Annotated in this window: 12 protein-coding genes; 5 read left to right on the forward strand and 7 right to left on the reverse strand. The window is 69.1% G+C overall.

Going from position 1 to position 13,184, the window contains the following annotated elements; all coding sequences use genetic code 11:
* Window positions 1-10: 10 nt before the first annotated feature.
* Complete coding sequence (locus ACAH41_RS25785) at window positions 11-814, reverse strand: SDR family NAD(P)-dependent oxidoreductase (RefSeq protein ID WP_325650712.1); 804 nt, start codon at window positions 812-814, stop codon at window positions 11-13.
* A 165-nt stretch (window positions 815-979) separates the two neighbouring features.
* On the opposite strand from ACAH41_RS25785, the gene ACAH41_RS25790 reads away from it, so the two are divergent.
* The gene (locus tag ACAH41_RS25790; RefSeq protein ID WP_325650711.1) at window positions 980-1,630 is read left to right on the forward strand and encodes a TetR/AcrR family transcriptional regulator; all 651 of its coding nucleotides are present in this window, start codon (window positions 980-982) and stop codon (window positions 1,628-1,630) included.
* Here the strand turns inward: ACAH41_RS25790 and ACAH41_RS25795 are convergent.
* Window positions 1,515-2,555, reverse strand: coding sequence for a DMT family transporter (locus ACAH41_RS25795; protein ID WP_325650710.1), 1,041 nt, complete (start codon window positions 2,553-2,555; stop codon window positions 1,515-1,517). The genes ACAH41_RS25790 and ACAH41_RS25795 overlap by 116 nt on opposite strands.
* Before the next feature lie 93 nt (window positions 2,556-2,648).
* Between ACAH41_RS25795 and ACAH41_RS25800 the strand changes: the two genes are divergently transcribed.
* The 3 genes from ACAH41_RS25800 to ACAH41_RS25810 all read left to right on the forward strand — a co-directional run bounded on the left by ACAH41_RS25800 (window position 2,649) and on the right by ACAH41_RS25810 (window position 7,719).
* Window positions 2,649-3,512 (forward strand): LysR substrate-binding domain-containing protein, encoded by an 864-nt coding sequence (locus ACAH41_RS25800; RefSeq protein ID WP_325650708.1) that lies wholly within the window; start codon window positions 2,649-2,651, stop codon window positions 3,510-3,512.
* A 48-nt stretch (window positions 3,513-3,560) separates the two neighbouring features.
* Window positions 3,561-4,685 carry a LacI family DNA-binding transcriptional regulator gene (locus tag ACAH41_RS25805; RefSeq protein WP_325650706.1) on the forward strand — a complete coding sequence of 375 codons (1,125 nt, stop codon included), beginning with the start codon at window positions 3,561-3,563 and terminating at the stop codon, window positions 4,683-4,685.
* Between the two features lie 205 nt (window positions 4,686-4,890).
* A complete protein-coding gene (locus ACAH41_RS25810) occupies window positions 4,891-7,719 on the forward strand; it encodes an AbfB domain-containing protein (RefSeq protein WP_325650704.1) in 2,829 nt (942 codons plus the stop codon).
* A 74-nt stretch (window positions 7,720-7,793) separates the two neighbouring features.
* Here the strand turns inward: ACAH41_RS25810 and ACAH41_RS25815 are convergent, their stop codons facing one another.
* Together ACAH41_RS25815 and ACAH41_RS25820 are read right to left on the reverse strand one after the other, a co-directional pair.
* Window positions 7,794-8,243 (reverse strand): hypothetical protein, encoded by a 450-nt coding sequence (locus tag ACAH41_RS25815; RefSeq protein WP_325650702.1) that lies wholly within the window; start codon window positions 8,241-8,243, stop codon window positions 7,794-7,796.
* Between the two features lie 52 nt (window positions 8,244-8,295).
* The gene (locus tag ACAH41_RS25820) at window positions 8,296-9,174 is read right to left on the reverse strand and encodes a lysostaphin resistance A-like protein (protein ID WP_370538593.1); all 879 of its coding nucleotides are present in this window, start codon (window positions 9,172-9,174) and stop codon (window positions 8,296-8,298) included.
* A gap of 149 nt (window positions 9,175-9,323) precedes the next feature.
* Here ACAH41_RS25820 and ACAH41_RS25825 point away from each other — a divergent pair, with 149 nt between their 5' ends.
* A complete protein-coding gene (locus ACAH41_RS25825; RefSeq protein ID WP_325650698.1) occupies window positions 9,324-11,411 on the forward strand; it encodes a S46 family peptidase in 2,088 nt (695 codons plus the stop codon).
* A gap of 118 nt (window positions 11,412-11,529) precedes the next feature.
* On the opposite strand, the gene ACAH41_RS25830 is transcribed toward ACAH41_RS25825, so the two are convergent.
* The 3 genes from ACAH41_RS25830 to ACAH41_RS25840 all read right to left on the reverse strand — a co-directional run.
* Complete coding sequence (locus tag ACAH41_RS25830) at window positions 11,530-11,715, reverse strand: CsbD family protein (protein WP_325650696.1); 186 nt, start codon at window positions 11,713-11,715, stop codon at window positions 11,530-11,532.
* A gap of 129 nt (window positions 11,716-11,844) precedes the next feature.
* Complete coding sequence (locus tag ACAH41_RS25835) at window positions 11,845-12,330, reverse strand: hypothetical protein (protein WP_325650694.1); 486 nt, start codon at window positions 12,328-12,330, stop codon at window positions 11,845-11,847.
* Between the two features lie 138 nt (window positions 12,331-12,468).
* On the reverse strand, window positions 12,469-13,184 hold a 716-nt coding region (locus tag ACAH41_RS25840), incomplete at its 5' end, for a Cj0069 family protein (RefSeq protein ID WP_370538594.1).

A 13,184-nucleotide genomic window follows, 5' to 3' on the forward strand; every position in this document is an offset into this window, starting at 1 on the left:
TTTGTGAGGCTTACATGCCCATGCCGCCGTCGACCGGCAGCCCTGCGCCGGTGATGAAACGCGCCGCATCCGAGCACAGGAACACGACCGCATCGGCCATGTCGGCAACCTCACCGAGGCGGCCCGAGGGCGTCTGCTCGATGATCGCGCCCACCGCCGCTTCGGGCGAAGAGAACAGGCCTGCCGCGACCACATCGGCGGCGAGCTTCATGCCCATCTCGGTGGGCACCAGTCCCGGATAAATGCAGTTCACGCGCACGCCGTAGCCCAGCTTGCCGGCCTCCATCGCGGCCACGCGCGTCAGGCGGTCAACGGCTGACTTGGTCGCCGAGTAGCCGGCGATGGCCGGGAACGCGATCGTCGCGGCGACCGACGAGAGGTTGACGACCGCGCCGCCCTTGCCAGCCGAGCCGTTCGGCCGCATCGCGCGGAACGCGTGTTTCAAGCCGAGCGCGGTGCCGACGATGTTCACGTCCAGCATCTTGCGCAGTTGATCCGGATCGATCTCCGAGACCAGCGCGGTGACCTCGATGCCTGCGTTGTTGATCAGGATGTCGAAGCCGCCGAGCGTCTCGATGGTGGCCTTCACGGCGGCTGCCCAGTCGGCCTCCTGTGTCACGTCGAGCTTCACGAAGCCGACCTTCGCGCCGTCCGCGGTCAGTCTGCCGGCGGTATCGCGGCCGAGCGAGGTGAGCACGTCACCGATCATCACCGAAGCACCGGCGGCGGCCAGTGCCTGGGCCATGCCTTCACCGAGGCCGCGCGCGCCCCCGGTGACCAGGGCCTTGCGGCCGGTCAAGTCGAACTTCGTCATTGCCTTGTCTCCTGCTGTTTTTTTGGACGCTCGTCAAAGAGCGCGATTCGATGCTAGGAGTGGCCTTGACGAGTGTCAAGATTTATCCTTGACAGTTGTCAAGATCGCGGGTTTGCACCGAGAGGTGCTGGCCTTCCGACGCGCTTCCTTCCTACAATTCATGGCATGGAGAAACTCGCAGCCCCCCGCGCGAAACCGCGCGACGAAAAGTTCACCGAACGCCGTGCGCAGCTCGGCGAGGCGGCGCTGCAGACGCTGGCCGAGCTCGGCTACGCGCGCACCAGCCTGCGCGAGATCGCGCAGAACTCCGAGTTCTCCCATGGCGTGCTGCACTACTACTTCACCGACAAGGTCGACCTGATCCTTTGCAGCGTGCGCCAATACAAGGCGCGCTGCGTGACCCGCTACGACGCGGTCACCACCACCTCGACCACCTTCGAGCAGTTGCTCGACGGCTTTGTCGCTGCGCTCGGCCAGACGGTGCGTGACGAGGCGCCGATGCACCGGCTTTGGTATGACCTGCGTTCGCAATCGCTGTTTGAAGAGGTCTTCCGCGCCGATGTGGCGGCGATTGAAGCGAGCCTGGAGAAGATGATCTGGCGCGTCCTCACGCGCATGTCGGGCCTTGCCGGCGCGCCGCTGCGCGCTCCCAGCAGCGTGGCCTACGCGATGTTCGACGGGATTTTCCAGCAGTGCCTGATCAAGCACCTGTCCGGCGACCGCAAGGCGATTGCCGCGATGCAGTCGAATGCGCGATTGCTTGTTTCTCAGCTGCTGGGCTTGCCGGTTCCGGTCGAGCGCAAAAGGCGCGCATGACGCCGGGCCGCGCAGCGGTCAACGCGGCCGCCATCAGCGCCACGCCCATCAGCTGCACGACGCTGAGCGCCCTGCCATATACCGCCCAGTCCATCACGATGGCCGCAGCCGGGTACACGAACTGCAGCAGTGCGATGCGGCTGGTGGCCAGGCGCGCCATGCCGGCGTAGAGCAGCACGTAGGCCAGCCCGGTGTGGATCACGCCGAGGCCGGCCAGCCAGGCCCAGCTGCTGCCCAACGCCGGCCAGCCGTGCAGGACGGGCCAAGCCAGGAGCGCCAACGTGCCCAGCGCACATTGCCACCATGCGAGCGCAAACGAGCTGACGCCACGCGCCTGCTTGGCGATCAGCGTCACACCGGCGTAGCAGAGCGAAGCGCCAAGGCACATCGCCAGGCCGGTCAGGTAGCCCGGCTGTTGCAGGTGACCGGGGCCTCCAGCGTCCAGCAGCCCGGTGGCCAGTGCCAGCCCGGCCAGTGCCGCCAGCGCGGCACCAGCCTGGCGCCATGACACCCGCTCGCGCAGCCACCATGCACCCAGCGCCAGCACCCACAGCGGCTGCACGTGGAACACCACGGTGGCCACACCGATGGAGGTGCGCGTGATGGCCGCGAAGAACAGCGCCCAGTTGGCCAGCATCAGCACACTGGCGGCCAGTGCCGCGGCGAGCGCCGTGCCCCGCAGCCGCAGCTCCGTCAGCCGCCCGCAGGCCGCGTCCCAGGCCAGCAGCGCCAGCATGCCAAACGCGCAGCGAAACCACACGGTGGTCAACGGGTCCTGGCCAGCCTCTTCGACAAAGCCGCCAATGCTGCCCAGCAGCAGGCCACCGGCCACCATCAGCAGCACCCCCTGGCGCTCGCGTGGCGAGGCCCGGGGAAGCTGCGGGTTCGGCGGCGGTGAAACGGCGCTGGGGGTCGATGTGTGCATGGTGAAGGCCATTGTTCGGATCGGCCCATCACCCGACAAGCGCATTGTGCTGACTGCTAGCATTCGAAAACCGAATACTGGAACAAGCCCCACATGCCTGCCGCCGACCTGCAACTCGACTGGATGCGCGCCTTTGTCGCGGTGGTGGATGCCGGCTCCCTGACCGCCGCTGCGCCGCTGGTGCACCGCTCGCAGTCGGCGCTGAGCATGCAGCTGAAGAAGCTGGAGGACGCGGTGGGCCGGCCGGTGCTGAACCGCGGGCCGCGCCACCTCGAACTCACGCCCACCGGCCTGGCGCTGCTGGGCCATGCGCGGCGGCTGCTGGAAGTGCATGCGCAGGCCCAGGCGGCGCTGCACGGCCCGGCGCTGAGCGGCCGCGTGAGCCTGGGCGTGCCCGACGACTACGCTGCCACCTACCTCACGCCGGTGTTGCGCAGCTTTGCCACGCGGCATGCCGGCGTGGAGATCACGCTTGTCTGCGAGCAGTCCACCTCGCTGCTGCCGAAGATTTCGCGCGGCGAGATCGACCTGGCGCTGGTCTCACGGGACCGGGCCAACCGCGGCACGCTGCTGTTCCGAGAGCCGCTGGTGTGGGTGGGCGCGCCGCAGCACGAGGCCTGGCGGCGCGACCCGCTGCCTGTGGCGACCTACGAGGCTGGCAGCCTGGTGCGCAAGCACGCCTTGGCCGCGCTGGACGCCCAGCGCCGCGCCTACCGCGTGGCCTACAACAGCGCCAGCCTGGCCGGGCAGCTGGCCGCCGTGGAAAGCGGGCTCGCGGTGGCCGTGCTCACGCGATGCTGCATGCCGCCCGGCCTGCAGTTGCTGCAGGAGAAGCACGGCCTGCCGGCGCTGCCTTCAGTGGAAGTGGCGCTGGTGCGCAGCCGCGCGTCGGCGGGTTCGGGCGCGGTGGACGCGCTGCATGCCGAGGTGCTGCGCACCTTGCGGCGGCCGGGCTGAGCGCGAGCTGCCCGTAACATACGCGCGGTCTCACCGCCCCACACCGCCATGCCAGCCAAAGCCGCCCGCGCTGGCGCGCCCCGTCCCGAAACGCCCGCCAAGCGCGTCACGATGACCGATGTCGCGACGCAGGCCGGCGTGTCGCAGTCCACCGTGTCGCTGGTGCTCAACGGCATGACCGGCACGCAGCTGGCCGAGGAAACCCGGGCCCGTGTTGCGCGCGTGGCCGTCGAGCTGGGCTACCAGTTGCCCGAGCGCAAGCCCGAGCGGCGGGCGGCTGCGGCCAAGCGTGTGCCGGCAAACGCGGGGGCCGGCACCGGGCTGATCCTCTACCTGGTCGACGAGGTCTCGACCAGCCCGCATGCGGCGCTGTCCATTGATGGCGCGAAGGACGAGGCCTGGCGCCAGGGCGCGCTGGTCTGCGTGTTCGCCACGCGCTCCAGCAGCGCGGTCGAGGCCGCGGTGCTGGCCACGATGCTGGCCAACCCGCAGTTGCTGGGCGTCGTCTACTCGACCATCTTCACCCGTGCGGTGACGCTGCCGGCGCCGTTGGCCGGCGTGCCCACGGTGCTGCTGAACTGCCACCCGGCCGACGAGGGTGCGGCGCCGGTGGCGCTGTCGATTTCATCGGTGGAGCCGTCGGAGGTGACCGGCGGCCAGGTGGCGACCGAATGCCTGATCGACGCCGGGCACCGCCGCATCGGCTTCGTCAACGGCGAGCCCTGGATGGACGCCGCGCACGACCGGCTGCTGGGCTACCGCCGTGCCCTGGCCAGCGCCGACATCGCCTTCGACCGCAAGCTGGTGCGCGAGGGCGACTGGCACGTGGCGTCCGGCCACGAATGCACGCTGCTGCTGATGCGCCAGGAGCCGCCGCCCACGGCGATCTTCTGCGCCAACGACCTGATGGCCGTGGGCTGCCTGGAGGCGCTGCACGAGCTGGGACTGCGCGTGCCGCAAGACATCTCGGTGATGGGCTACGACGACCAGGAGATCGCCCGCCACACCAGGCCGGCGCTCAGCACGCTGGTGCTGCCGGACTATGAAATGGGGCGGCTGGCGGTGGAGGTGCTGCTGGCCGAAGTGGCCGAGCCGGCGCGCCGCAAGCGCCGCCACAAGGTCGAAGGCAGCCTGGTGCCGCGCGCCACCGTGGCCCCGCCCAAGCCGCGCTGAGCGGCTGACTTCCGGCGCGTGCCAGCTGCCGCGCAGGTGATGCCAATGTCTGTGGCCGCAGGTTGCTGCCAGCAAAGCACCACACACCAACGCTTACATCCTTTCCCTGGTGTCGCCGCCATCCGTTTACTAATAATCTTCGTATTAGCAAATTATTAGTGACGACCGCATGGGGCGAGTCGTCCGGCACACGACAGGAGACACGATGGACCTGAGACTGAGACACTGGTTGGCAGCCTTGACGCTGCCGCTGCTGGCCGCCGGTTGTGGCGGCGGGGCAGGCGACGGCGGTGATGCCGCTGCCGCCGATGCGTCGCGCACGCAGGCGCTCGCTGCCAAGACCACCGCCGCGCCGCTGGCGCCCAGCGCACGCCTCACCACGCCGTGGACAGACGCCGCGCTGCAGGCCGAGGTGCCGCTGCCCGAATACCCCCGGCCGCAAGTGGCCCGCACCGACTGGCTGAACCTGAACGGGACCTGGCGCTATACCGGCGGCGCCGCAGCGCCCGATGCCGAGAACCCACCCGCCACCGCGCCGGCCTTCCCCGCGCAGCCCGAGCAGATCCGTGTGCCGTACCCGGTGGAGTCCTACCTGTCGGGCATCCAGCGCATGAACGAGCGCAACCTCTGGTACCGCCGCACATTCACGGTGCCGCCGGGTTGGAGCGGCAAGCATGTGAAGCTGAACTTCGGCGCGGTGGACCGCAAGGCCACCGTGTACGTCAATGGCCAGCAGGTCGGCCAGCACAGCGGCGGCTACGACGCCTTCAGCTTCGACATCACGCCCTACCTGAAGAGCGGCGACAACGAACTGGTGGTTGGCGCCTTCGACCCGACCACCGGCGACGACATGCTGGGCAAGCAGACGCTGAACCCCGGCGGCATCTTCTACACGCCCACTTCGGGCATCTGGCAGACGGTGTGGCTGGAGCCGGTGACCAAGGCTCACATCACCCGGCTGGACATGACGCCGGACCTGCCGAACAAGCAGCTTCGCATCACCGTGCGCGGCGACAACCTGGCCGGCCTGGTGGTCGACGCGGTTGCGTCAGCCGGCGGCAAGAAGGTCGGCACCGGCAGCGGCGTGGCCGATGTCGAGTTCACCGTGCCGGTGCCCAACGCACACCTCTGGTCGCCCAATGACCCGTTCCTCTACGACCTGAAGGTGCGGCTGCGCAAGAAGCCGGGCGCCAAGGTGCATGACGAGGTGAGCAGCTATTTCGGCATGCGTTCGATCAGCATCGGCACCGTGGACGGCGTGCCGCGGCCGTTGCTGAACGGGCAGTACGTCTTCCAGTACGGCCCGCTGGACCAGGGCTTCTGGCCGGACGGGCTCTACACCGCACCGACAGACGACGCGCTGAAGTCCGACCTGCAGGCCATCAAGGACCTCGGCATGAACATGGTGCGCAAGCACATCAAGGTCGAGCCGCAGCGCTGGTTCTACTGGGCCGACAAGCTGGGCCTGATGGTCTGGCAGGACATGCCGCACGCCTGGGACGCCGAGAGCAATGCGGAGGTGCAGGCCCGCGTGAAGGCCGAGGACAAGGAGATCGTCGACGAGCACCGCTCTTCGCCGGCCGTCGTCACCTGGGTCATCTTCAACGAAAGCTGGGGCGACTTCGACATGGTCGGCATGGCCAACCAGTTCAAGGCCTGGGACGCCAGCCGGCTGATCAACACCCACTCCGGCATCAACTTCGCGCCGGGCGACTCGGGCGCCGGCGACCTGATCGACCTGCACGACTACCCCGGCCCGTCCGCCCCGGCCTGGCAGCCCAACCGGATCTCGGTGCTGGGCGAGTTCGGCGGCAACGGGCTGCGCGTGGACGGCCACATGTGGAACCCGGATTCGACCTGCTGCTACAACCTCTACCCGGACTCGGCGACGCTGACCAATGTCTACACCGCACAGGTCGACAGCCTGCGTGAACTGTCCGCGTCCAAGGGACTGAGTGCGGCGGTCTACACCGAGATCTCCGACGTGGAGGACGAGCTCAACGGCTTCCTGACCTATGACCGCCAGGTCCAGAAGATGGACTTCGCGCGCGTCAAGGCAGCGCACCAGGCGCTGATCGATGGCGTGCCCTACCTGCGCAAGGGCAGCTCGTATTCGTTCCGCAGCGTGAGCCCCGGCGCGGAGGACCGCTACCTGCGCCACGGCGACGGCGGCCTGGGCGTGACCGACGTGGTCGACGCCGGCAGCCCGGCCGCGCTGAAGCAGGACAGCTCGTGGAAGGTCGTCAACGGCCTGGCCGACAGCAGCTGCCTGTCCTTCGAGGCGGTGAACCAGCCCGGCCAGTTCCTGCGCCACGCGGCCGACCGCATGCGCATCGACGCCAACGACAACAGCGATGGCTTCCGCGGCGACGCGACCTTCTGCCCGCGCAAGGCGCTGAACGGTGGCGGCGGGCTGTCGCTGGAAGCCAAGAACCTGCCGGGGCAGTACGTGCGGCACATGAACGCCGAGGTCTGGCTGAATGCCTTCGAGGACAGCAGCAGCTTCCGCGCCGATGCCTCGTGGGCGCAGTCCACCGGCTGGTGGCGCAGCAGCGTGCTGATCAATCCGGGCGACATGCGTTCGCTGCGGGTGCTGACGCCGGGCTACGACAACCGCTATGTGCGGCACCAGGACGGGCTGGCCTTCACCGAAGTGGTGACTGCCGACAGCAGCGACACGCTGAAGCTGGATGCGACCTGGCACATCGTGACCGGCCTGGCCGATGCGAGCTGTTACTCGTTCGAGTCCCGCAACTTCCCGGGCGAGTACCTGCGCCACGCCAACTCACGCGTGCACCGCGACCCGCTGGAAGACTCGGACCTGTACCGTGCCGACGCGACCTTCTGCGCCGAAGGCACGCCGGACGGCAGCAGCGGCACCCGCTTCTCGGCCAGCAACTTCCCGAACCGCTACCTGCGCCACTACGCATCCGAAGTCTGGATTGCCGATGGCACCGGCGGCAGCGACTGGAACACGTCCGGCAGCTACCTGAACGACACCCGCTGGGCGGTGGAGAACGCCTGGGCGCCTTGATCGTGCCGGCTTCGAGACGTTGAGGGCCGTCTCGCCGGAAGTCCCCGTTGGCCCGGTTCATCCCGGGCCTCTTTTCATTGCCAGCCGAAATGCTGGCGGATCAGCTGGGCCGAGCTGTTGACCGGCTGGTGCAGCACATTGGGAAACTGTGCCACGCCGCTCTTCAGGTCCAGCCGCAGCGGATGGGCGCCCAGCACCGCGACCTTGCTGATCTTCCAGCCGGCGCTGCGTAACGCCGCGAGGTAGGCCTGCGCATCCGGCAGGCGTTCGCTGTCGTGCGGATGCGCCTCCGGCCAGAGCGAAAACGCCACCTGCTGGCAGCGGCTGCGTGCCACTTCGTTGATGAACTCGGCTGGATCGGTGCGCGAGTCCTGCAGCGCCGCCACCCGCACATACAGCCTGACCTGGCCGCCGCCGTGCAGCGCGATGTCGCGCACGCTGCGGTTGAAACAGCCGGTCAGGCAGCGCAGCAGCGTCGCCTTGCGGGTGTGGGGATTTCCGACCAGCACATGCGCTTCCACCATCCACGGAGCTCCTTCAAGGGGTTGTCAGAACGGGGCAGCGCCGCCAGCGCGTTCACTGCGGCTTCGGACCATGCGACCCAGGGTCGCGAGCACGAGCCGTGCCCGATGGTGACAGCAGCCGCACCAGCCAGCGCAGGCCCACGCCCATCAGGATCAAGGACAGCACCCACCAGCCCATGCCGATCTGGCCATCGCTGCCAGGTGCAGGCGGCGTGCTGTCGCTGGCCAGCCAGGTGATCAGGCTGTTGTAGGCGATGTGCAGCAGCAGCCCGGGGCCGACCGAGCGGGTGCGCTCGTACAGCCAGCCGGTCAGCACGCCCAGCAGCAGGCCGACCATGAACTGGTAGATGTTCAGGTGCGCCACGCCAAACAGCACGGCCGAGCCGACGATGGCCGGCCAGGCGGCGTATTGCGCCAGGAAGCTGCGCAGGATCACCCCGCGGTACAGCAGTTCCTCGAGCACCGGCGCGATCAGGCAGGCCGTCAGCACGGTGGACAGCGAGGTGTCGCTCATGCGCTTGAACAGCTCGGTGTCATGGCTGGACAGCGGCACCAGGCGGACCAGGATGTCGTCCAGCGTCGAGATGCCCAGCACCAGGCCGGGCGTCATCAGCAGCAGCGGGGCCGCCGTGACGCCCAGCGTGGCCATTGCCGAGCTCGGCCCGGCATGGAACAGCGCGCCGTAGCCGATGCCCTTGCGGTACAGCAGCACGCTGAACAGCAACCCATAGGACAGGATCAGCACCAGCGCCGTGACGTCTGGCTCTGCCAGCCCGAGGTCCTGGCTGGCGCCGTACAGGGCCTCGCCCATCAGGGCCTGCAGCAGCATCAGCACCAACATCAGCCAGACCGCGCCGACGGCCGACGGAAAGCGTGCATCGCGCTCGGGCGGCGGTTCCAGCGGGGCAGGCGGGGGCAAGGGTTCGGACATGTCGGGTGGTCAGGGCGGCAGCGACGCCAGGGGTCTTCACCTGGCGGTCGTGATGCGGGGCAGCATGAGGATGCGCCAAGCTTATCCGCATCGGGCCGGGGCGTAGACTGCGCCGTTTTCGGATGTCCCCTGCAGGAGCTTTTTTGCGCATGTCCAGTCGCTTTTCTGCTACCCGTTTGTCGCCCCGTGCCATCGCTTGCGCGGCCGCTTCGCTGCTGGCGCTGGCCAGCCCGGCCGCCTTGGCCGACGAAGGCATGTGGACCTTCGACAGCCCGCCGCTCGCGGCGATCCAGCAACAGCACGGCGTGGCCCTCAGTGCCCGCTGGCTGCAGCAGCTGCAAAAGGCGGCGGTGAACTTCAGCGGCGCGTCGGCCTCCTTTGTCTCGGCGCAAGGCCTGGTGCTGACCAACCACCATGTGGCGCGCGGCTGCATCGCCCGGCTTTCCACCCCGGAGCGCGACCTGGATGGCCACGGCTTCCTGGCGCGCACGCAGGCCGAGGAGCTGCGCTGCCCGGGCACGGTGCTGAAGGTGCTGCAGTCCAGCGACGACGTGAGCGACAGCCTGCGCCTGGCCACCTCGGCCGTGGCCGACGACGACGCCACCCGCAACCAGGCCCGCAAGCGCGTCATCGCAAAGCTCGAGCATGACTGCCAGCAGAGCACGCGGCTGCACTGCCAGGTCGTGGCGCTGTACGGCGGCGCGCGCTACGCGCTGTACCGCTACAAGGAATGGGACGACGTGCGCCTGGTCTTCGCCCCCGACGCGCAGGCCGCGAACTTCGGCGGCGACGATGACAACTTCGTCTACCCGCGCTTCGCGCTCGATTTCGCGCTGGCCCGCGTCTACGAAAACGGCAAGCCCGCCAAGCCCACCGGCGTGCTGAAGCTGGCCGCCAAGCCGCTGGCCGAGGGCGACCTGGTCTTCGTGGCCGGCCACCCCGGCAGCACCGACCGGCTGCGCACGCTGGCCCAGCTGCGTTTTGCGCGTGACGTGGATTACCCGCGCACGCTGGCCCGGCTGGAGGCCCAGCAGGCGCTGCTGCACGCCTACGCCGGGCGCTCGCCCGAAGCCGCGCGCCAGGCGGCGGATGCGATTGCCGGCGTCGAGAACCGGCTCAAGGCCAAGCGCGGTGAATACGCCGCGTTGCGGGATCCGGAAGTCATGGCGCGCAAGGAGGCTGACGAAACCCGGCTGCGCACCGCCTGGACGCAGCGCAAGCTGCCTGGCGACCCGTGGGCCCTGGTGGAAGCCAGCGTGGCCCGCCATGCCGAGCGTTTCGATGAACTCACCGCCACCGAATACACCTACGGCAGCCTGCTGTCGCTGGCCGGCCTGTTGGTGGACCTGGCGCAGCAGCGCCCGCTGCCCGAGGACCAGCGCCTGGCCGCCTGGCGCGACAGCGAGCTGGTGCAGAACGAACGCCGGCTGCGCGCCAAGGCACCGTTCTACCCCGAGCTCGAAACCGTGCGCCTGGCCTGGGCGCTGGGCGAGGCAAAGAAGGTGCTGGGCGACAGCCATCCCTTCGTGACCGCCGCACTGGGCAGCGACACGCCCGAGGCCGCCGCCCAGCGCCTGGTGCGCGGCACCCAACTCGCCGACCCTGCCGTGCGCGAAGCGCTGATGCGTGGCGGCGAAGCGGCCATCCGGGCCTCGGCCGATCCCTTGGTCGTGCTGGCGCGCACGCTGGCGCCGCAGAAGCTGGCGCTGGCCCACTTCAAGGAAGAAGCGCTGGACACGCCGGCCGAAAAGGCCGCCGCCATGATCGGCCAGGCCCGCTACGCGATGGGCGGCGCCAACCTCCCGCCAGACGCCACCGGCACGCTGCGGCTGTCCTACGGCACGGTCAAGGGCTACAGCGAGCGCGGCGTCCGCACCCCCTGGAAGACCACCTGGGCCGGCCTGCTGGACCGTGCCGACAGTTTCGATAACCGCATGCCCTTCACGCTGTCCACCCCGGCGGCCACGGCCCGCGCCAAGCTCAACCCCCGCACTGCGCTCAACTTCGTCAGCACCGCGGACATCATCGGCGGCAATTCCGGCTCGCCGGTGGTCAACGCCAACGGCGAACTCGTTGGCCTGATCTTCGACGGCAACCTCGCGTCGCTGGGTGGCCGTTACCTCTACCGCGACGAAGCGGCCCGCGCCGTGGCGGTCCACATCGACGCCATCCTCCAGGCGCTGGAGACGGTGTACGGCGCGCCGCAGCTGGCGAAGGAGATGCGGGGCGGCAGGTAACGCAGGGCCCAATGCAACAGGGCCCCCAAGCCAATGGCCTGGGGACCCTGCGCTCGCTGCGGGGGCGAGTCCGTCAGGCGCCGGCCGGGGGCCAGCGACTGCGGATCAGGTCAATCGCTCAGATGCGATCGATCGCGTCCTTGACCTTTTCCTTGGCGTCACCCACGCTGGCCTGGGTCTTGCCGGCGACCTGGTCGACGCGGCCTTCGTTCTTCAGGCGTTCATTGCCCACGGCCTTGCCGGTGGCTTCCTTGATCTTGCCCTTGGCGTCTTCGACACGGCCTTGCACTTGGTCCTTGTTCATGATGATCTCCTTTGAGTCGGCGCTGCGGGGTTCGCAGCGCATGGGCTCACTGTGCCGCCGAGGTCGGGAGGCGTCTGTCGTCCCGGGTCTTGCGTGTCTGTAGGCCCAGTCTGGGGCCCGCAGGAACGCTCAGCTGCCCGCAATGAAGCAATCGACGCGTGCAGCTTCTGCCACCAGGTCGGCGCGGCCGTCCAGCAGGTCCACGGGCCGGCGGTGGCGCAGCCAGGCGTTGGGCGAGGCGAACCACTGGGTCCGGCCCCAACCGTCCAGCGCCCTGGGCAACTCGGCCAGGATGCGCTTCACTTCGGGCCGCAGGGCCAGGCCGCCAGGGCAGAACTGGAACAGCGGCAGCCAGTTCCAGCCGGACCAGTCGAAGCGGATGAGTTCGGCGCTGCCGGCCACCGCTGGCCGCAACTCGGTTGCCCGCGCCAGGCCGCCGGAGCGCCTGTATGCCGCCAGCAGCGCGATGAACTGGCTGTCCTCGCAAGTGCCGCTGGCGTCTTCCAGCCGCAGGGCCGGTCTCGGCCGGTGCGTGGGCAGGGGCGTGCCGCCAAAAGCCAGCAAGGCGTTGGGCAAGGCATTCGGAACGTTGACGGCAAGCGATGAGGCGATCACGGCGGGCTCCTGCAATCGAGTCGGTGGGCAGGCCCATGATCAGCGTCGAGCGGCCGGCGCGCACCCCTCAGGGTGCGGGGCAGCAGGCCCTACTTTCGGGTGAGGTGCGGCCGGCCCGGCCCGTGGCCCACGGCGGGCTCAGCCGCGCTGCTGCCCCAGCCGGGCCTTCACTGCCGCGACAAGCGGCCCGACCACGGACGGCGGAAACGGCGACACGCTGCTGACATTGATCTCGCACAAGACGTAGCCCGGCGTACCGTCCGGTGACGCCTCGCCTGGGATGAAGTCCATGTCCCACAGCAGCGGAAGCCGCTCCTGCGGCACATCCACGCATGCGCGCAGCTGCTCGATCCAACCCGATTCGAGCCGCGCTTTGAGATCCTGAAAGCGCGCATCGTCGGCGCCGTGATACAGGCGCGGGCTGGTGGCGGGTGCCGGCTGATCGCCGCGCGCCGGGTACAGCGCATTGACCGCCTGATGCCCGAACCCACCCACGCGGTCGGCCACCAGGTACGCGCGCACCATGCCGTCAACCAGCCGCGGCTGCCAGGCCTGATCGATCATGTGCCCACCGGCGCAAGCGTCGAAGTACGGCGCCATCGTTCGCGCCAAGGTGTCGAAAGAGACCACCGTCTCCTCGCTGCCACGCTGGGCATGGCGCAGGCGCACGGTGCCGGCGGCCTGGTCTGCGAGCTCGACTCGCCACACGCCTGCGCCGCTGTGGCCCCGATGCTGTTTGAGCACGCGCGCGCCATCGCGCAAGCGCAGCGGCAATTCCTCCTGCAGCTGCCGCAGCGAGTCGATCCGATGCACGTCGCTGCCGAATGGCAGATCGCGGGTCTCGACGAGCACGT

The sequence above is a fragment of the Ideonella sp. genome, assembly GCF_041287625.1.
Classification (GTDB): domain Bacteria; phylum Pseudomonadota; class Gammaproteobacteria; order Burkholderiales; family Burkholderiaceae_C; genus Ideonella.

Coding starts and splice junctions, on each gene's coding strand:
- ACAH41_RS25825 (WP_325650698.1), top strand. CDS start 9,324: ATGTCCAGTCGCTTTTCTGCTACCCGTTTGTCGCCCCGTGCCATCGCT.
- ACAH41_RS25830 (WP_325650696.1), bottom strand. CDS start 11,715: ATGAACAAGGACCAAGTGCAAGGCCGTGTCGAAGACGCCAAGGGCAAG.
- ACAH41_RS25785 (WP_325650712.1), bottom strand. CDS start 814: ATGACGAAGTTCGACTTGACCGGCCGCAAGGCCCTGGTCACCGGGGGC.
- ACAH41_RS25805 (WP_325650706.1), top strand. CDS start 3,561: ATGCCAGCCAAAGCCGCCCGCGCTGGCGCGCCCCGTCCCGAAACGCCC.
- ACAH41_RS25810 (WP_325650704.1), top strand. CDS start 4,891: ATGGACCTGAGACTGAGACACTGGTTGGCAGCCTTGACGCTGCCGCTG.
- ACAH41_RS25820 (WP_370538593.1), bottom strand. CDS start 9,174: ATGTCCGAACCCTTGCCCCCGCCTGCCCCGCTGGAACCGCCGCCCGAG.
- ACAH41_RS25795 (WP_325650710.1), bottom strand. CDS start 2,555: ATGCACACATCGACCCCCAGCGCCGTTTCACCGCCGCCGAACCCGCAG.
- ACAH41_RS25790 (WP_325650711.1), top strand. CDS start 980: ATGGAGAAACTCGCAGCCCCCCGCGCGAAACCGCGCGACGAAAAGTTC.
- ACAH41_RS25800 (WP_325650708.1), top strand. CDS start 2,649: ATGCCTGCCGCCGACCTGCAACTCGACTGGATGCGCGCCTTTGTCGCG.
- ACAH41_RS25815 (WP_325650702.1), bottom strand. CDS start 8,243: ATGGTGGAAGCGCATGTGCTGGTCGGAAATCCCCACACCCGCAAGGCG.